Annotated in this window: 14 protein-coding genes; 13 read left to right on the forward strand and 1 reads right to left on the reverse strand. The window is 52.7% G+C overall.

Annotated elements, in window-relative coordinates; translation table 11 throughout:
* Positions 1 to 2: 2 nt before the first annotated feature.
* From tsaE to tsaD, 4 genes are read left to right on the forward strand one after another with little or no spacing between them, the layout of a single operon-like run.
* On the forward strand, positions 3 to 500 hold the full coding sequence (gene tsaE, locus BBD42_RS14400; RefSeq protein ID WP_099518701.1) for a tRNA (adenosine(37)-N6)-threonylcarbamoyltransferase complex ATPase subunit type 1 TsaE: 498 nt from the start codon (positions 3 to 5) through the stop codon (positions 498 to 500).
* Positions 493 to 1482, forward strand: coding sequence for a tRNA (adenosine(37)-N6)-threonylcarbamoyltransferase complex dimerization subunit type 1 TsaB (tsaB, locus tag BBD42_RS14405; protein ID WP_099518702.1), 990 nt, complete (start codon positions 493 to 495; stop codon positions 1480 to 1482). The genes tsaE and tsaB overlap by 8 nt, the downstream gene beginning before the upstream one ends.
* Positions 1479 to 1985 (forward strand): ribosomal protein S18-alanine N-acetyltransferase, encoded by a 507-nt coding sequence (rimI, locus tag BBD42_RS14410; RefSeq protein ID WP_099518703.1) that lies wholly within the window; start codon positions 1479 to 1481, stop codon positions 1983 to 1985. Before tsaB ends, rimI begins: the two co-directional genes overlap by 4 nt.
* Positions 1986 to 1987: 2 nt before the next feature.
* Entirely contained in the window at positions 1988 to 3064 is a 1077-nt protein-coding gene (gene tsaD / locus BBD42_RS14415) for a tRNA (adenosine(37)-N6)-threonylcarbamoyltransferase complex transferase subunit TsaD (RefSeq protein ID WP_099518704.1), read from the forward strand.
* Positions 3065 to 3574: 510 nt separating this feature from the next.
* Here tsaD and BBD42_RS31550 read toward each other — a convergent pair.
* Positions 3575 to 3814 carry a hypothetical protein gene (locus tag BBD42_RS31550; protein WP_150131551.1) on the reverse strand — a complete coding sequence of 80 codons (240 nt, stop codon included), beginning with the start codon at positions 3812 to 3814 and terminating at the stop codon, positions 3575 to 3577.
* A gap of 555 nt (positions 3815 to 4369) precedes the next feature.
* Between BBD42_RS31550 and BBD42_RS14420 the strand changes: the two genes are divergently transcribed.
* The 9 genes from BBD42_RS14420 (at position 4370) to BBD42_RS32565 (ending at position 17636) form a co-directional block, all read left to right on the forward strand.
* Positions 4370 to 5941, forward strand: coding sequence for a 2-isopropylmalate synthase (locus BBD42_RS14420; RefSeq protein WP_237163477.1), 1572 nt, complete (start codon positions 4370 to 4372; stop codon positions 5939 to 5941).
* 481 nt (positions 5942 to 6422) lie between these two features.
* Positions 6423 to 7052, forward strand: coding sequence for a hypothetical protein (locus BBD42_RS14425; RefSeq protein ID WP_150131552.1), 630 nt, complete (start codon positions 6423 to 6425; stop codon positions 7050 to 7052).
* Positions 7052 to 8479, forward strand: coding sequence for a phage baseplate assembly protein V (locus BBD42_RS14430; protein ID WP_099518706.1), 1428 nt, complete (start codon positions 7052 to 7054; stop codon positions 8477 to 8479). The genes BBD42_RS14425 and BBD42_RS14430 overlap by 1 nt, the downstream gene beginning before the upstream one ends.
* Positions 8480 to 8609: 130 nt before the next feature.
* A complete protein-coding gene (locus tag BBD42_RS14435) occupies positions 8610 to 9758 on the forward strand; it encodes a pentapeptide repeat-containing protein (RefSeq protein ID WP_172455502.1) in 1149 nt (382 codons plus the stop codon).
* The gene (locus BBD42_RS14440) at positions 9755 to 10324 is read left to right on the forward strand and encodes a hypothetical protein (protein WP_099518708.1); all 570 of its coding nucleotides are present in this window, start codon (positions 9755 to 9757) and stop codon (positions 10322 to 10324) included. The genes BBD42_RS14435 and BBD42_RS14440 overlap by 4 nt, the downstream gene beginning before the upstream one ends.
* Positions 10321 to 10728, forward strand: coding sequence for a DUF4280 domain-containing protein (locus tag BBD42_RS14445; RefSeq protein ID WP_099518709.1), 408 nt, complete (start codon positions 10321 to 10323; stop codon positions 10726 to 10728). The genes BBD42_RS14440 and BBD42_RS14445 overlap by 4 nt, the downstream gene beginning before the upstream one ends.
* A gap of 33 nt (positions 10729 to 10761) precedes the next feature.
* The gene (locus tag BBD42_RS14450) at positions 10762 to 16890 is read left to right on the forward strand and encodes an RHS repeat-associated core domain-containing protein (RefSeq protein ID WP_099518710.1); all 6129 of its coding nucleotides are present in this window, start codon (positions 10762 to 10764) and stop codon (positions 16888 to 16890) included.
* 5 nt (positions 16891 to 16895) lie between these two features.
* Positions 16896 to 17426, forward strand: coding sequence for a hypothetical protein (locus BBD42_RS14455; protein WP_099518711.1), 531 nt, complete (start codon positions 16896 to 16898; stop codon positions 17424 to 17426).
* A gap of 78 nt (positions 17427 to 17504) precedes the next feature.
* Entirely contained in the window at positions 17505 to 17636 is a 132-nt protein-coding gene (locus BBD42_RS32565) for a hypothetical protein (RefSeq protein ID WP_257790769.1), read from the forward strand.
* Positions 17637 to 17650 lie beyond the last annotated feature (14 nt).

Genomic DNA, 17650 nt, shown 5'->3' on the forward strand with positions numbered 1-17650 from the left:
AGATGCAAACAGCGATTGGAGAAGCACAGTGGAAGGCGGGCAGCACGAAGGATACGGAAACACTTGCGATGCTTATTGCTTCATGGGCAAAGCCGGGCATGCTGCTGGCGCTTGACGGCGATCTTGGTGCGGGGAAAACGACGTTTTCGCAGTTTTTTGCGAAAGCCATTGGTGTGCAGGGCATAGTAAACAGTCCGACCTTTACGATTATCAAAGAATATGAAGGCGCTGAGATGCCCTTTTATCATATGGATGTTTATCGCGTATCCCTTGAGGAAGCGGACGAGCTGGGACTTGACGAATATTTTTACGGCAGCGGCGTGACGATTGTGGAATGGGCAAGCTTGATCGAAGAGCTTTTGCCCGAGGAGCGCTTAGAGCTGTATTTGGAGCATACGGGCGGCGAAGAGCGGGTAATTCGGCTGAAAGGCATCGGAGAAGCTTACGCGGGCTGGTGCCAGTCTTTGAATGACAGGGAAGTAGGGAAGCAACATGGTTGAGCAGGCGGAGCAGCCCATATTAGCATTTGATACCTCGACGGCGGCCCTCGCGGCGGCTGTTATTCAAGGTGATCGGATTATAGGTGAAATTCAATCTTTTGCGGAGCGCAATCACTCCGTTTATATTATTACACATTTAAAGCAGCTGCTTGAGGATTGCGGTGTAAGCAAGAAGGAGCTTGGCGGCATCGCTGTAGGCGGCGGCCCAGGCTCTTACACGGGCATGCGAATTGCGGTAACGGCCGCTAAGACGCTTGCTTGGACTTGGGATAAGCCGTTAGTAGCGCTGTCCAGCCTTGAAGCGATTGCTTACGGGGCGTGTGAGCGATTAAAACAAACCGATGCGATGATTTCAACCGTGCAGCAACCAATTCAGGCGGATCACCCTAATATGAACAAGATGGCTGTATGGTTCATTCCTATCATGGATGCAAGGCGGGGCCAGGTATATACGGCAAGCTTCTCTTATGCGTATGGTGATCAATGGAAACGCCGTGCGCCAGATGGAATCAGGCTGATGCGGGATTGGGTCGACCAGTTATTGGAGCAAGTTCAGGAGCGGGGACAAGAGCAGGAACAAAAGCAAGAGCGGGCTGAGCTTAAGCCAACTCAGGATCCAGCTGGATATGTTACTAAAATTTACATCACTGGCGATCTTAAGCTCCATGAGGCGGAGGCGCAGCGGCTCGTAGAAGGCTGTGCAGAAGCGGGTGTAGAGGTTAGTCTGTTTCCTCATGAGCTCGAAGGCAGAGCGATAGCTGAGCTGGGGCGGAAACGCTTGCTTGCGGGGGATATAGATGACCTCCATACGCTTGCGCCAAACTATACACAGCTGCATGAGGCGGAAGTTAAGCTGCAGGAGAAGGAAGCTTCTCTAAAGGCTGAACAGGAAGCTGAAAGGGCAGCCGCCCAAACGGCTTCTCTAAAGGCTGCAATTAATGCCGATGTGGATGCGGCTCGAGTAAAGGATGCGGAGCCATGATGAGAGAAATCAATCGGGATGAAATGATTTATCGGTCCATGACGTTGCAGGATATACCGTTTATTGTGGCGATCGAGCAGGAGGCCTTCACAGGTCCGTGGACAGCAGAGGCTTTTACCAATGAATTGACGAATAATATGTTTGCCAAATATATGGTGATGGAATACGAGAAGGAAGTTATCGGCTACGCGGGCATGTGGGTTATCGTGGACGAGGCGCATGTGACGAATGTAGCAGTACGTTCCGATCATCGCGGACAAGGGCTTGGCAAGCTGCTGCTGGGCGAGCTTCAGCGGACGGCAGTATTTTTCGGCGCGAACAAAATGACGCTGGAGGTCCGGGTATCCAACGAGGTGGCGCAGCGGCTTTACCGCAGCCTTGGTTTTGAATCGTCGGGCATTCGTCCCGGTTATTATTCGGATAATCAGGAGGATGCGCTCATTATGTGGGCGGAGCTTGATACGAGCAGCTTAGGCGTCCGGGAAGAGGGGCAGGAGTATTGAGCATGCAACAACAGGAAACGGTGAAAGCGGCAGCGGAAAATGAAGGCAAGTCAGGCCTTATTCTTGCCATTGAGACGAGCTGTGATGAAACATCCGTTGCCGTCATTCAGGACGGTAAACATATATTATCGAATGTCATTTCGAGCCAAATCGAGGTGCATCAGCGCTTTGGCGGCGTTGTGCCGGAAATTGCCTCGCGCAAGCATGTTGAGGTCATTACGCTGATGATTGAACAGGCTATTGCTGAAGCGGGCATGGAGCTGAAGGATTTGTCCGCGATTGCGGTGACGCAGGGGCCGGGACTGGTAGGCGCACTGCTTGTCGGAATCGTAGCGGCCAAAACACTGGCAATGGCGCTAGATTTGCCCTTGATCGGCACCCATCATATTGCGGGACATATTTATGCCAACCAGCTCGTGCATGAGCTGGAATATCCGTGCATGGCGCTCGTCGTTTCTGGCGGGCACACGGAGCTCGTGCTGCTCGAAAATGAAGGCTCCTTCCGCATGATCGGGCGTACGCGCGACGATGCGGTTGGGGAAGCATACGACAAAGTAGCTCGTTCGCTCAAGCTGCCTTATCCGGGCGGGCCGCATATCGACCGGCTGGCTTCAGAAGCAACGGAAGCGCTGGCGCTGCCAAGGGCCTGGCTGGAGGCGGACTCCTATGATTTCAGCTTCAGCGGCTTGAAGTCGGCGGTGCTGGCGGTTATTAACCAGACGCAGATGCGCGGGGACACGCTTAATGAAGCGGCGCTGGCACGGGGCTTTCAAGAGTCGGTCATTGAGGTGCTTGTTGAAAAAGCGCTTCGCGCCGTTCGCGCCTATGGCGCCAAGCAACTGCTGCTGTGCGGAGGCGTCGCGGCAAATCGCGGCCTGCGGGCAGCTCTGGCTTCCCGCTGCGAAGCGGAAGCCGTGCCGCTGCTCATTCCGCCGCTGACGCTATGCACGGATAACGCGGCGATGATCGGAGCTGCCGCATTCCTGAAATGGCAGCGCGGCGAATATTCATCGCTCGATCTTAAAGCCGAGCCAAGCTTCAGTCTGGAAGGCTGGATGGCACCGCAGGTGCAGAGCTAGACTAACGGCTGCTCGAAATTTTTTTGAGTGCTGTGATTGACATCTAATTTTTGTAGGCATATAATAGGCAACAATACTTTGAACTTCATATTCTGCAAACGCAAGGAACAGGAATAGTAGGGCCATTCCCGGAATGAACAGAGAGCTGCGGGCTAGTGCAACGCAGTCGACGGAAGCCTGAAGCTCGCCTGGGAGCGGAACAGTGGAACAGCTGGCTAACCATGGATAGCCAGAATTACTACACTGTCACGGCTAACCCCCGTAATCGGGTGCGCATCAATCAACATCCGGAGTTGATGATGTGCCTAAGGTGGGCATTCTAATTTGCTGCAATAGCAAAGCGGAAGGTCAACAAGGGTGGTACCGCGCAGGATTATAATAAGCCTGTCGTCTCTTGATTTATTCAAGAGACGACAGGCTTTTCTTGTTGTTTGGAAGTTCAAAGTTGGAAGCGAGCTATGAAATGAGCAAGCAGGCAAGTTATACATGAACCAGCACAATAAGCTGAAATCACATACAGAAAACGCATTGAACAGGAGTAGTAGAGCGGTAAAGCGGGACAACAGCGGGAACCTTGAGCGAGGCGCGGCAGGCGGATAACAAAGCTGCTGCATGGTCGACAAGGAGCGCTGCAGAGAGCTGCGGGATGGTGCGACGCAGTCGAAGCTTACGTTCGAACTCGCCTGGGAGCGGAATGATGGAACCATAGGTGCAGGCAGCTGCGGTTAGCTGCAAGCCTAATGCGTACATCGTTACGGAATCAGCCCCCGTCATCGGGCATCAAGCGGGTGTGGACCCGCGCGAATGTTGCAGGCATGGGATTATCCATCCAGCAGCAGCGTGAAAAGAGAAGCCAATCCGGTTTTTCTGCTCCAGCGCATACAGGGTCCGGCCAATTAGAGTGGTACCACGGTGGGTGAAAAGCCTGTCGTCTCTTTCAATTAGAGACGGCAGGCTTTTTTTAATATAAGCATTTATAAATTTTACCTTTATAAACAGCTTATATTTCTCGGAATAAAACGCGCCGCGCTGCCAAAGGACGGCGACAGCCGTTTCACCTTGAAATATAGGAAAGGATGTTCTAACGCAATCCTTTCTCTATATTTCTCGGAATGAAACGCGCCGCGCCGCCAAAGGATGGCGGCAGCCGTTTCACCTTGAAATATAGGAAAGGATGTTCTAACGCAATCCTTTCTCTATATTTCTCGGAATGAAACGCGCCGCGCCGCCAAAGGATGGCGACAGCCGTTTCACCTTGGTCGTAGCAACAGCTATATTTAACTAAAATTTCAGGAGGTCATAACGATGACAACGACAAATGAGATGAATAACGGAATGAGAAAAATTCAAATTTTTGATACGACGCTGCGTGATGGCGAGCAGTCTCCGGGCGCTTCCATCGATCCTGAGCGTAAAATTATTATCGCCCGCCAACTGGGCAAGCTGGGCATTGACGTCATCGAGCCGGGCTTTGCGATTTCCAGTCCCGGCGAATTTGCAGCGATCCAGCAAATTTCCCGCGAGCTGCAGCATGTTGAAATTGCCGGCTTTGCCCGCATGATGAAGGTTGATATTGATGCGGCGGTCAAGGCGACGCAGGATGCGGCAAGAAGAAGGCTGCATCTGTTTATTTCTTCGTCCGACATTCATCTGCAGCACCAACTGAACAAAACGCGCCAGGAAGTGGTGCAAATCGCCCGTGAGATGATAGCTTACGGCAAGCAGTTCGTAGATGAAATTGAATTTTCAGCGATGGATGCAACGCGCTCGAATCGCAATTTTGTTATAGAGCTGGTCGAAGCGGCCATAGCTGAAGGGGCGACAATCATCAATCTGCCAGATACGCTGGGCTATGCGATGCCGGACGAAATCGATGATATGTTCCGCTCTGTCCGTCGTCTGGCTAGAGGCGGAGAAACGGTTCGCTACAGCACTCATTGCCATAATGATCTGGGGATGGCAGCTGCGAACAGTCTGGCGGCCATTCGTGCAGGTGCGACGCAGGTAGAGGTTACCGTCAATGGCGTTGGAGAGCGCGCAGGCAACTGTTCGCTTGAGGAAATCGCGATGATTATTGAAACTCGCAAGTCGGTTCTGCAAATGGAGACGCGGATTGATCAAAGCGAAATTTATGAAACGTCGCGGATGGTCAGCCGGGCGATGCATTATCCAATTGCGTATAATAAGCCGATTGTGGGCCGCAATGCGTTCCAGCATGAGTCTGGCATTCATCAGGACGGCCTGCTGAAAAACCGCAATACGTATGAAATCATGGACCCGGAAGCGATGGGCATTCCACGCAGCATGATCGTGCTGGGCAGGCACTCCGGCCGCCACGCGATCAAGCATCGCCTGTCCGAATACGGAATTGCCGTAGAAGGCGAGGAGCTGGTTAATGTATACAACCGCTTCAAGCAAGTAGCCGATGAGAAAAAGCTGGTGACGGATAATGAACTGATTCGCATCGCTGGCGAAATGACGGCTACGCAGCCTGACCCTTACATGCTGACCGATCTGCAGGTGCTGTCGGGAAGTCATAAATCCCGTATTGCGACCGTGACGATTCGTGAAAATGATGCGGGCATCGAGCGTTCCTATACAGGATCTGGCGAAGGGCCTCTAGAAGCGGTGATTCACTGTATTCAGCAAGCTATCCCTGTTGCAGCAGAGTTTGAGGATCTGGAAATCCATTCGTTGTCCACAGGCGAGGATGCACATGGCGAGGCAGTCGTGACGATTGTCCACGCTGGCGAGCGCTATCGTGGAACTTCGATTCATAGCGACATTGTATATGCAGCCGCGCAGGCGTACGTGGGAGCCTGCAATCAAGCGATGCTGACCATTAATAAACGGGCGAATGAACAAAATGTAATTTAATAGCAAGCTCAAGAAAGGGACTTATTCACAGGGCATTAAGCTTTGTGGATAAGTCTTTTTTTATGCGTAAAATCAAGGGTTTGACTGGGGATGGGCTGTTCGTGGAAAGTGGATAGTTTTTTCACTTTATCGACACTGGAATTGTGGATAATGTGAATAATTTTTTGAGAAAATCGATGGCATTAAAAATTTATTACGTTAACGTTTACAAATCCTTTATTTCCGTCGGAAAATGTCGACAGAATTTACTAACAATTTGCGTCGGATTGTGGACAACTTTGTGGATAACCATTTTCGATGTAAAAAATGAAAATTTCCTATAGGTTTCCTTTTAATTTGCTTAATAACCTAAATTTATGCAGTTTTCCATCCGATATTAGAAAAATAGGATAAGAAATGGTTGGATTTTTATCCATACAAGGGCGCGCACGGTCGCAATTTCTGTGTACGGGAGCTCAGAAAATGAACGGGAGTGTGACATGTGATGAAGTACGCGGATGAGAAGATCATTGCGATGATTTTCGGAGGAGTCAAGGAGGAGCAAGAGAAGGACCGCAAGGAGGAGGACTCGCCATCGCCGCCGCTTGAAGGGATGACGCTGCACGTTCAGGGAGAGCGTCACCAGTTTGCACGCCGCTTCATCCCCGGAGGGGAAGCATCGATTGTGCTGTCGCAGGCGTTTACAGTGATGGATGAGGGGACGGCAAGGCTGAAATATCCGGCGGAGCGGCGGCCTAAGCTGATTTTCACAAATGAGCAAACTTCGATTAACGTCGCTTTTCAGCAGACGGGCTTTGAGATTGAAGCAGATGATGTGGAGGAATTCAGCGGAACGATGCTGGCCGTACTCAAGCGGTCGCAGCCTGCAGCGCGCTGGTTCCAAGAAGGCATGCGGGAGGTTGGCGGAAAGCAGGTTGCTTTTTTCGCTTATTTGACGCCTGCGCTGGATTGCAATCTATACAATTTGATGCTGATTGCCGAGCTGAACGGACGAGCCATCGCCTGCACCTTCAACTGCATGGAAGAGGAAATGGATGATTGGAAAAAGCTTGGGGAAGCGATGCTGGCCTCGATAAAATGGCATCTGCCCGAGAAGGAAGGTGACCGATAATGAGCACGAATATCATTGCCCCGCATAATGTGCAGATTGCCCCATTTGAGCTTGTCCACATGCTGTCTTTATCCGTCGAGAAAAAAATCAATGAGCATGCGAAGCTGGTGTTTACCGGCATTGTGTCGGAGGATCTGAAGGACAGCTACGTGGAAATGACCGACTCCGAGACGCAGGTTGAGGTGAGCCAGAAGGATGAAGAGGGCGGTTTGTCCCCGTTATTTTATGGCTTGGTGCAGCGCATTGAGGTTAAGGCGGTACGCGACGTTTATGTGCTGAAGGTGGAGGCGCTGTCCCATACTTGCCAGCTTGATCTGGAGAAGCATACCCGTTCCTATCAGGATACGGGCATGACGTACAAGGCTCTCATTGATCAAATGGCTGCGAGCTATCCCGGCATGGATGTGCTGGATACGGCAACACAAGGGGCGAGTCTTGGAAAGTTCACCTTGCAATATCAGGAGACGGATTGGGCATTTCTCAAACGAATGGCCTCCCGGTTTCAGGCGGGCTTAATGCCGTCGGCGATGTTTAATTCCCCTAAAGTATTTCTTGGAACGCCGGATGGCGATGCTGCCGGAAAGCTTGCAGATATGCCCTACAGCGTGCGCAAGGATGTGCTGCATTACCGGCGGATGTGCAAAATCGGCATGCAGGGCGTGACGGAGCAGGACTTTATTTTTTATGAAATTGAAACGACGCAGTGGCTGCTGGACTTAGGGCAATGCATCACCTTCAAAAAGCAGCAGCTTTATGTATGCGAAATGCACAGCCAGTGGAAGGAAGGCATGCTGTCGCATCGTTATTTGCTCTGTTCGGGCAAGGGGCTAAGCCAGCCTCCGCTCTATGCTGCGGCCCTCACCGGAGCGTCGCTGCAAGGCAAGGTGCTGGCTATAGCGAAGGACACGGTGCAAATTCATCTCGACATTGACGAGAAGCAGGACGCGGGAAAAGCTTATTGGTTCCCTTATTCCTCCGTGTATACGGCGGAAGGAGGGACGGGCTGGTACTGCATGCCGGAGAAGGGCGATCAGGTCAGGGTGTATTTTCCGAGCGGCAAGGAGGAGAACGGCATTGCATCAAGCTCCGTCCGGCAAAATGTCGAGGAGGGCGAGCATAACAAGCTGGGCAATCCCGATCATAAGTTTTTTCGCACGCCAGCAGGCAAAGAGCTGAAAATGACACCTGAGGAAATCATAATTACCGGCAAGGACGGCGAGGTGTTCATCCGGCTCAGCGATGAGGGCGGCATTGAAATTATAAGCAAAAAGAAAATTACAATCAAAGCCGAGGAAGATATCGCTATTGATTCGCAGCAGAAGGTGCTTATTTCCGCCAAGGATGAAATCAGTCTGACCTGCAAGGAAAGCCTGATCAAGATGGACGGCAATACGACGATTAAGGGCAAGGAGCTTAAGACGAATTAAAGGCGAATGAGAGCGGCGAATGCAAACCTGGCAGAAAACCAACCTACACAAGCAAGGGGAGAGCTATCGAGAAAAGTCATAAGGGACAGAGCATTTACAGGGCATTTAATAGATGAAAGGGGAGCGGTTCATGCAGGAAAATCGGCTCGAGCTATTTGAGGAGCAGGTGGCTGATGAGCTAAGCCAGCGGGCGCTGCTCGCGTTGGAGCGGTATTTTGCAGCACACAAGGAACAGCTTGCGGAGCTGTTCGTGCAATCGTTTGAGCAGCTATGCCTTTATTTCGGAGAAAGGCAGCAGGAGGGGCTGCAGGGAAAGCTGGGGCATATCACCTATTCGCTGCTGCGGACGGAGCTGCTTGCGGGCAGCCCGCTTTATATGGCAGAGGCAACGGATCGAACATGGTATATGGATGAAAACAGCTGCTATGGCAGCTATGATGCAAGCTGGGCTTTTCGTGATCTGGCCGGGCTGGAGAAGCAGCTTCTGGCCGAGGCCAGAGGCTATTTCTCCGATTCAGAGGCTGCGCTTCAGGCAGAGGCAGTTCGGCTGAGGACTGCGGTGCAGGCGCATCGCTACGTCATTAGCTTAATCCGCTATGCGATGCCGGAGGCGGCGAAGCTGAAAGCCTACAGGGAGCTGGAGAAGGAAGTGGAATGCGAGGTTCGCGTGGGCGAGTACATGGATCAGAGCGAGACGGTGTACAAGGAGGATTTTCACCAAAAAGAGGCTGCCGAGGTTCGTGCTTACTTGGAGCAAAAGCAGGAGCTGTCTTACACCTATGAGGTGTTTGCAGAGCTGGATTTGGCCCGGGGCAATTATGCGGGCATTCAAGCGCTGTATAGCGATTTTCGCGGCAGCGACCTTTCTCACAGCTCGTTTGAAGGTGCAGCGCTGGTCGGAGCTAAGCTTAGCTTAAGCAAGCTCACGCAGGCCAGCTTTCGCTACACGCTGCTGTGCGAAGCGGATTTTCGCGGCAGCGAGCTGCAGGGAGCGGATTTCAGCTATTGCAGCGGGCCTAGCGGAATGCGGGATCCTTTCGAATGGGAGCATCCGGGTTTTGTGCCGCTGCGATTTAATGGCGCGGATTTGAGCGGGGCTGATTTTACGCTCGCTAATGTGAAGGGAGCAAGCTTCATCGGGGCTAATTTGGATGGCGCCATATTCGAGCAAGCGAATATAGAGCAGGCACTGTTTAGTGCCAGTGCCCGCAGCCAGGCTGCATTCAGCGAGGAGCAGCTGGCACAGGCCATATGGATAGAGGAGGACGGCGGAGCATGAGGAAGGGCTTATTCATTATGGCGCAGGATCAACGAGTGGTTGATGCCATTCGTCCGATGGACAGCGAAGGGGTGCTGGCGGAGGTGCTGGCTGGCCCTAAGGGAGGAGCGTTGTTTTTCAAACCGGATGGCTCGCAAAGTATAGCCCCGTTGCGGCTGATGCAGCAGAAGCGGGTTGTTGCGGTCGATTTTATCCAAAAGCCTGCTCCGCTCGTCTCGGACCTCGTGAAGGAGGTGCTGGCAAAGTATGCGCCGCGCGCGTTGTTTCGTTCGGTCGTGCTTGTCGATCCGGGGAGCGGCATACAAGCCTCGTATTGGCTGCTGGAGCGTCCGCTCGTCCATTGCCTAGCCGGGCAAACCGAATTTTTTCCCGATGGGACCTGCAAAAGTCTGGTAGTTGATCCCGCCAAAGCAGGCAAGCATCCGTTTCTGAAAATTGGCGGCTTGCGTGAGGATGTGACGATCGTCCAGCTTGGTGTGGCAGAAAGTCTGCTGCGCAGGGAAGTGGCGGGCATTCGATTTACGAAGGTGCAGCTTCAAATATCCGAAGAGGAGCGATGGGGATGAGCGATGGTGGAAACGAGTCGGCAACGATTATAGCGGGCCAAGGGGCGTCAGAAAGCTACGTCGTAGCGGGCGCAATCATCTCCTGCAATTGGGGGACGAAGCGGATGCGTCTTAAAACGCCTCTCAGCCATGGCGTATATATCCAAAAGCAAGCGCAGCTCAATATTGGCGATTATATGCTGGGGACGAACATTATGCCTTTTGAACGGTGCATGAGCCAGTCGAATCCGGCTGTCGTCGCGGCTGGCGGCATTGCGCCGTGCACGCCGATCATCGCGCTGCCATGGACGAATGGCAAAACAGAAACAAAGGTTGGCGGGCTCCCGGCGCTGCTCAGCTGCTCCAAAAATTCATGCTTGTACTGCGGCACGATCTCAATAGAAGATGACGGGCAGGGCGTATAGGCATGCGGTTGTCAGAGGAAGGGGGGCTATGGAATGTCCACGGAAAAAAAGGCCATCGGCTACGAGCAGCTGCGCCTGCAATGGCCGTATGCCGTGCAGCAAATTCAAGGGCTGCGCATCGAGAAACGCGTCAATGAGCATGCCCTTTTATGGGTAAGCGGCATCCTGCCGGAGGAGCGGGAGGATCAGGATTTACAGCTCGTCAGCGAGCAGGACCAGGTCGAGCTGCATCAGGTGGATGAGCAGGGCGGCATGGTGCGGATATTGTTCAGCGGGACCGTCGCAAGCTTTATGGTGCGGGCGATCCGCAGCGTATATACGTTTGAGCTCACGGTGCTGTCGCATACGAGCAGCATGGATTTGGAGCGCAATACGCGGTCCTTCCAGCATGGGGAAATGTTGTATGACGAGCTGCTGAAGACGGTGCTGGCGGCATATCCGAGGGCCGATACGATAAATGAAGCGGCGCATAAGGAAAAGCTGGGCGAGCTGACGCTGCAGTATGAGGAGACGGACTGGACTTTCCTCAAGCGCATGGCCTCGCGCTTTGGCGCCGTTCTCGTGCCGGAGGCTGCCGCGGCATCGCCTAAATTCTGGTTCGGTTTAGGCGAAGGGCGGCTCGTGGAGCTTCCGCTGCATAGCTATACGATTGCCAAGACATTGTCGCCCTATCGGGAGGCGGCTGCTCTAGGGGAGGGAGAGTCGTTAAGGGAGCAGGACTTTCTCGGCTATGAAGTCGTCAGCGAGCAGGTGCTGCAAATCGGTGATCGCGTAGAGGTAAAAGGGCGCGAGCTGGCGGTTGCTGAGGTGGGGGCGGAGCTGCGGCAGGCGCTGCTCGTCTTTACCTATAAGCTGCTGCCCCCATCCGGCATTCGCCAGAGCGAGCTGTTTAATGAGCAGGTCGTAGGAGCAGCGCTCGAAGGACGAATTCTTGAGGTGAAAAACGCGGCCGTGCGCGTTCAGCTCGATGTGGATACGGAGCAAAAGCAGGAGGAAGCCAGCTGGCTTCCGTACGCATCGGTATACGCATCGGAGGATGGGACCGGCATGCACTGCATGCCGGAGCAGGGCGATGCGGTGCAGGTGTATTTTCCAAGCCGCCAGGAAGGGGAGGCGATGGCGCTCAGCTCGGTGCGCAAGAGCGGGCAGGATTCCCCGAAAATGGCGGATTCCAGCGTCAAGTCATGGACGACCCCGTATGGCAAGGAAATGAAGCTCGCCGGGCAGGAGCTGTCGCTTATTGCGCAGGAAGGCGTGCTGTTCATTCAGCTGCATGAGGAGAACGGCATTGAAATTCGCAGCGATACGGCAATTGCGATTAAATCGGAGCAGCCGATTGAGCTTTCCTCGGAGACGAAGCTGGCGATTACAGCGCAGGAAGGGCTGTATCTCGTCTGTGGCAATAGCAGCATTGTGATGGATGGCGATACGGATGTGCTTGCCGATGAGCTGCTGCTGGTCGGCACGTATTTTGCTCCCGTTGTCGTAGAGGATCTCGATGAGGAGGAAGTGCTGCCGGTGCCGCTGCCCGAGCCGCCGCCTCCAGAGCCGGAGGAGCCGAAGAAAAAAGGCGGCTGGCTCGGCACGCTGCTCGATGTCGTGCAGGTCGGGCTGGATATTGCCGGCTGTGTGCCAGGGCTTGGCGTAGTCGCGAACGTGGCGAATGCGGCGATTTCAGTTGGACGCGGCGACTATCTAGGCGCGGCGATGTCGATGGCGTCTTGTATTGTGCCGGGAGCAGGGCCAGCTCTCAAGGGAGCGAGAATGGCGAAAAATGCCGCCAAAGCCGGCAAAGCGATGATGAAAGCCGCTAATGCGGCCAAAGCTACCGGCAAGACGCTGAGTGCGGCGCAAAAGGCGTTTAAGTCAACCTCGGCTTTCACGAAGCAGATGGTGAGCGGCATTAAGGCGGTAGACGGCAAGGTGCTGACGGCAGCGCGCAAGGTAGGCAGCAATTTGGACAAGCTGGAGCAGGTGCAGAAGCTCAAAAAGGTAATGAAGCTGCCGGGTGTCGAGCAAGCGCTGGATTTTGCCGGAGATATGGCGATGGATTATGTTTTGGAGAAGACGGGCCTTGAAAATCTGGCGTATTTGTCCTATCTCGGCGGAGGCAAGAAAAGGAAAGGAAAACGCGGGAAAGGCAAAGGGAAAAGCTCAGGGAAGGCGAAGAGCCATAGCAAGGGCAAAGGGAAAGGCAGCAATAGCAGCCCGGGCAAGCCATCGAAGAAGCTCAATCAGGAGAAGCAGAAGAAGGCGAAAAAGGAATCTGCCAAGAAAGATCCGAGCAAGGCGGATAAGCGCAGCTGTAAAAATGACCCGATCCATGCGGGCTCAGGCGGGCAATTTATTATCCATCCCGCTCTCAAGCTCTATGGCGCGGACACTTGGATGTTCGAGATGCATTACCATTCGTTGCTGGAAACGGGCGGAGCGATGGGCGCGGTATGGACGCATAACTTTGAGCTGGCTCTTACGTTTGAGGAAGATGAAGCGGACTCTGCGGCAATGGCAGCCGATCATACGGCAGTTAATCGTGTGGAAGCCGATCATGCGGCAATTACTGAGGCGGAAGCGCCGTTTGGTAAGGTGCTGCTTGCGAAGCAGCCGATTGCCGAAGCTAATCCGCCAGGTGTTACGGTCTGGCGGACGAAAAGCCGCCGCAATCGTTTTGTAAGACAGGCAGACGGGGTTTATCGCAGTGCGGATAGCGATGTGCTTGGCGAGGAGCTGCGGCAGGAGCCGGAAGGCTATGTGCTGTGGCTGCGTGAAACGCAGGAGCAGATTTATTTTAACCCGGCAGGCCAGGCATTGAAATGGGTGAATGCTCATGGACAGGCACTGGAAATGCGTTATGATGCGCAGGGACGGCTCGCCAGCTTAACGGATGCGATTACGCGGCAAGCGCTGAAGCTGGCTTACGATACGCAGGGGCTGCTCAGCCGCGTGAGCGAGGGCAAGCGAACCATTCGGATGCAATATAATGCTTCCCATCAAATGACGCGGTATATCGATGCGAATGGCAATGAGACGGACATCGGCTACCACTGGAATGGCAAGCTTGCGCGGATGAGTGTAGGCGGAGCGGTTCAATACGAAAATACGTTTGACGAGTTTGGCCGAATTACGAGCCAGTCGGATGCATCCGGCGCTATCGCGTATTTGGACTACGATGTGGAAAGCCGCTTTGGCTACACAATTACGACTGCAACGGATCGGCTGGGCGCGGTTGAAGTGCTGGTGCATGATGATTTGCTTCAATTGGTAGAAATCGTCCAGAAGGACAGCAGTCTCGTGCAGCTGGCGTACAACGAACAGGGCAAGCTAATATCGGAAACGCAGGCGGATGGCAGCGCAGTTGCGATGGCCTATGACGACTATGGGCAGCTGGTCAGCATGACGGATGCGCTAGGCCATGAGACGAGCTACGTTTACGACGAGCAGGGGCTGCTCGTGAGTGAAACGGATGAGGAAGGGCGGACGACCGCTTATGCCTATGATGGCGGAGGAAGACTAGCTGAAATCCTCCGCGCGGATGGCGCAGTAGCCAAAATGACGTACAATGCGAACGGGCAGCGGGAAAGCTACGTCGATTTTAACGGTGTAACGACCTCGTATGCTTACGGCCCGGATGGACGCGTCCTGCAAATAAAAGACGGCGAAGAGCGTATGATGGTCGTGGAATATGACCTGTCGGGGAGAGTTGCGAGCCTGGGCTACCCAACAGGCGGAACCATTTTACGCGAGTATGATGCGAATGATAATTTGGTGAAAGTTATCGATCCGTTGAAACGGGTATATGCTTTTGGCTATGATGCGTTCGATCGAAAGACGCTGGTAACGCTGCCTTCGGGTGCGGCAACCGCGTATGTATACAATGCGAATGGCTTGCTGGAGCGTGAAAAGGATGCGCTCGGACAAGTAACCGCCTATCGTTATGATGCCGAGGAACGGCTGGTGGCGCGAACGGATGCGCGCGGCGGGCAGACGCAGTATGAGTGGGATGAAGCGGACAATTTGGTCGCCGTTACGGATGCGCTCGGAAGGACGGAGCGTTTTGGCTATGATGGGCTGGGCCGGGTCAACGCCATGTGGGATGCCAGTGGAGTGCAAATCGCGCAGCTCGATTATGACGCGGCAGGCAATCGGGTGGCAGAAATCAATGCGCTTGGCCAAGCGACGCGTTACCGTTTTAACAAAGCGGGACAGATTGCCGCGAAGGAAAACGCAAAAGGGCAGCAGACGACATTCGCGTATGATGCCGTGGCCCGAATTACGGAGGTCATGGAGCATGACGAAGCGACGTATCGCCAGAGCTATGACGGCGAAGGGCAAATTACGAGCTATACGGATGCGAATGGCAATGAAACGAAGCTGACGTATGACCGCAGCGGTCTGCTGGAGCAGGAAGAGAATGGAACAGGCGAGGTGCTGCGCTTCTCGTATGACAATCACGGCTGGCTGAAGAGAAGGGAGAATGCCCGAGGCCAACAGGCGGCGTATGGCTATGATGCCGCAGGCCAATTGAAATCCATAAAGGATGAAGCGGGGCAGATTGACCTCAGCTATAATATCGACGGGAATGTTATTCGGGTAGAAGAAGAAGGGCGCGTGAAGCGGCGCACATTCGACATTTTGGGGCGCCTTACCTCCTGCCAGGACAGCAATGGCCAGACGATTCGCTACGCCTATGATGAAGCCGGAAATTTGCGCGTCATGACTTATCCAGAAGGCAAGCAAGTAACGTATTCGTATGACCTTGCGGGCCAGATGACGCAGGTGAAGGACTGGCGTGGACGTGTGACCCGTTACAGCTATGATGTGAACGGCAGGCTGGTTCGCACCGAACGTCCGAATGGAAGTATAGAGCAGCGAGGCTATGATGTGCAGGGCCAGTTGGTGCGGCTGTGGGATATTAACCGTCAAGGCGTCATGTTGCAGCAGTATCGCATGACCTACAATGAGCTGGGCCAACTGGTGGAAGAGGAAGAAAAGCAGTATACCTATGATAATTTGCGCCGTCTTGTGAGCGGAGCGATGCCGGGACGCAAGCTGTGGTATAGCTACGACCTCGGAGGCAACCTGACAGAAGCGGGCGAAGCGCCGCTGGCTTTAACGGCGATGAGCTATGCGCAAGACAATCGTCTTGCCACAGTGAACGGCAAGGAAGTCGTATATGATGCGGACGGGAATTTACTCGTATTGCCCATGGTGCTGGAGAAGGATGTTCAGGCAGAGACAGCGACATATCGGTACGATGTGCGGAATCGTCTGACGCAGGCTGGACGAACCAGTTATACGTACGATGCCGAGCAAGTGCGCATGTCGTTGACATGGCGCGGACAGACGACACATTATGTGACGGATCAGGTGGAAGAGTTAAGCCGAGTGCTGTTAGAACAGGATGGACGGGGCGAGACGAAGGCTTATTTTGTGTATGGAGCGGAAGGGCTAATCGGTCGAGAAGACAGCATGGGCCGCTACCAGAGCTATCATTATGATTTGCGCGGCAGTACGACGTTGCTGACGGATGAGAAAGGGCGAGTGACGGACCGATACACCTACGGATTGTATGGAGAGCGGGAGAGTCACGAAGGGACAACGCGGCAGCCGTTTTGCTATAATGGACGAGACGGCGTCATGACCGATCCGAACGGTCTTTACTACATGCGGGCGCGGTATTACCATACCGGCATCAAGCGGTTTTTGAACCGGGATGTGCTGCGCGGAAGCATAGTAGAAGGGCAGACCTTTAACCGGTTTGGGTATGTGAATGGCGATCCGGTGAGCTTTATTGATCCGTTTGGGTTGGAAGCGTTGAGTGGATGTAAAGCATGGAAAGATAAAATTGTACTTCCTAGCAAGCCCCATAGCAATAAAACGGAAGGGCACTGGTTTGCAAGTAAGAGGAAAGCAGTTGAGGAAGCTAAAAAGGAAGATACTGTTAAGGTATACTTAAATAAAGGCCTCCAGAGAGAAGTTCCTGGTGCTAAACCAAGAAGACCTGATGTTATGGTAGTTAAGACAAATGGAAAAATTGATCAGTATGAAGTACCAAGTAAAACGGACGATGTGCTTTCTTTGAGAAAACGTATGATAGAAAATCAAAAATATTTAGGAGACAGAGCAGGCAAAACTGAAATTCTAAATATAAGGAAACGGTGATACGATTGAACAAAAAGTTAAAAACCTCCATAGTTCTGTATGGAACAATTAAGGCCCAGGAACAAAAATGCTGGGAATGGTATCAATACTCTTTAAGACTTAGTGAGATGATGGGGTACCCTTTTAATCATATAGGTATTATCGGAGATTCTTTTAAATCTGGTAAAGTGACCACTATTAGTCGCACTGAAAAGAAATTAAAGCAATCTTTGCAAAACAGTGAGGAAATAGAAGGGATTACATTGTATTCTTTACCTCAGGAATTTTCACAAGCCATTTTTGATTTTAATACTTTTATGTGTATGGACAAAGGGTTGGGTTCAGATAACCATATTATTATATTCACTGTGCCTAGTGAAAGTTATGAAAGAGTTAAGGTGGATCAATATATTCAAGATATGATGAATTACATGAATTGTATTAGCGGGGAAATATTTGAAATGTCTGTGCTAGAATCTCCATTCTTTTATGCTTCAAAGTTGAATAACCCTTCAGATTATAAAAGTTTAAGGATAATAAAAAAAATTGAATTTTAATAATTGGAAACCTTGATAGGCTTATGCTTATCAAGGTTTCTTTTTAGAAACTTCTACAATGATGCCGAGCAAGTACGCATGTCGTTGACATGGCGCGGACAGACGACACATTATGTGACGGATCAGGTGGAAGAGTTAAGCCGAGTGCTGTTAGAACAGGATGGACGGGGCGAGACGAAGGCTTATTTTGTGTATGGAGCGGAGGGCTAATCGGGCGGGAAGAC

Origin of the sequence: Paenibacillus sp. BIHB 4019 (genome assembly GCF_002741035.1) — a bacterium.
In the GTDB taxonomy this organism is placed as follows: Bacteria; Bacillota; Bacilli; order Paenibacillales; family Paenibacillaceae; genus Pristimantibacillus.

Excerpts from the sequence above, each read along its gene's own strand:
- tsaE (WP_099518701.1), top strand. The coding sequence starts at position 3 with ATGCAAACAGCGATTGGAGAAGCACAGTGGAAGGCGGGCAGCACGAAG.
- tsaB (WP_099518702.1), top strand. The coding sequence starts at position 493 with ATGGTTGAGCAGGCGGAGCAGCCCATATTAGCATTTGATACCTCGACG.
- rimI (WP_099518703.1), top strand. The coding sequence starts at position 1,479 with ATGATGAGAGAAATCAATCGGGATGAAATGATTTATCGGTCCATGACG.
- tsaD (WP_099518704.1), top strand. The coding sequence starts at position 1,988 with ATGCAACAACAGGAAACGGTGAAAGCGGCAGCGGAAAATGAAGGCAAG.
- BBD42_RS31550 (WP_150131551.1), bottom strand. The coding sequence starts at position 3,814 with ATGTACGCATTAGGCTTGCAGCTAACCGCAGCTGCCTGCACCTATGGT.
- BBD42_RS14420 (WP_237163477.1), top strand. The coding sequence starts at position 4,370 with ATGACAACGACAAATGAGATGAATAACGGAATGAGAAAAATTCAAATT.
- BBD42_RS14430 (WP_099518706.1), top strand. The coding sequence starts at position 7,052 with ATGAGCACGAATATCATTGCCCCGCATAATGTGCAGATTGCCCCATTT.
- BBD42_RS14435 (WP_172455502.1), top strand. The coding sequence starts at position 8,610 with ATGCAGGAAAATCGGCTCGAGCTATTTGAGGAGCAGGTGGCTGATGAG.
- BBD42_RS14440 (WP_099518708.1), top strand. The coding sequence starts at position 9,755 with ATGAGGAAGGGCTTATTCATTATGGCGCAGGATCAACGAGTGGTTGAT.
- BBD42_RS14445 (WP_099518709.1), top strand. The coding sequence starts at position 10,321 with ATGAGCGATGGTGGAAACGAGTCGGCAACGATTATAGCGGGCCAAGGG.
- BBD42_RS14450 (WP_099518710.1), top strand. The coding sequence starts at position 10,762 with ATGTCCACGGAAAAAAAGGCCATCGGCTACGAGCAGCTGCGCCTGCAA.
- BBD42_RS32565 (WP_257790769.1), top strand. The coding sequence starts at position 17,505 with ATGTCGTTGACATGGCGCGGACAGACGACACATTATGTGACGGATCAG.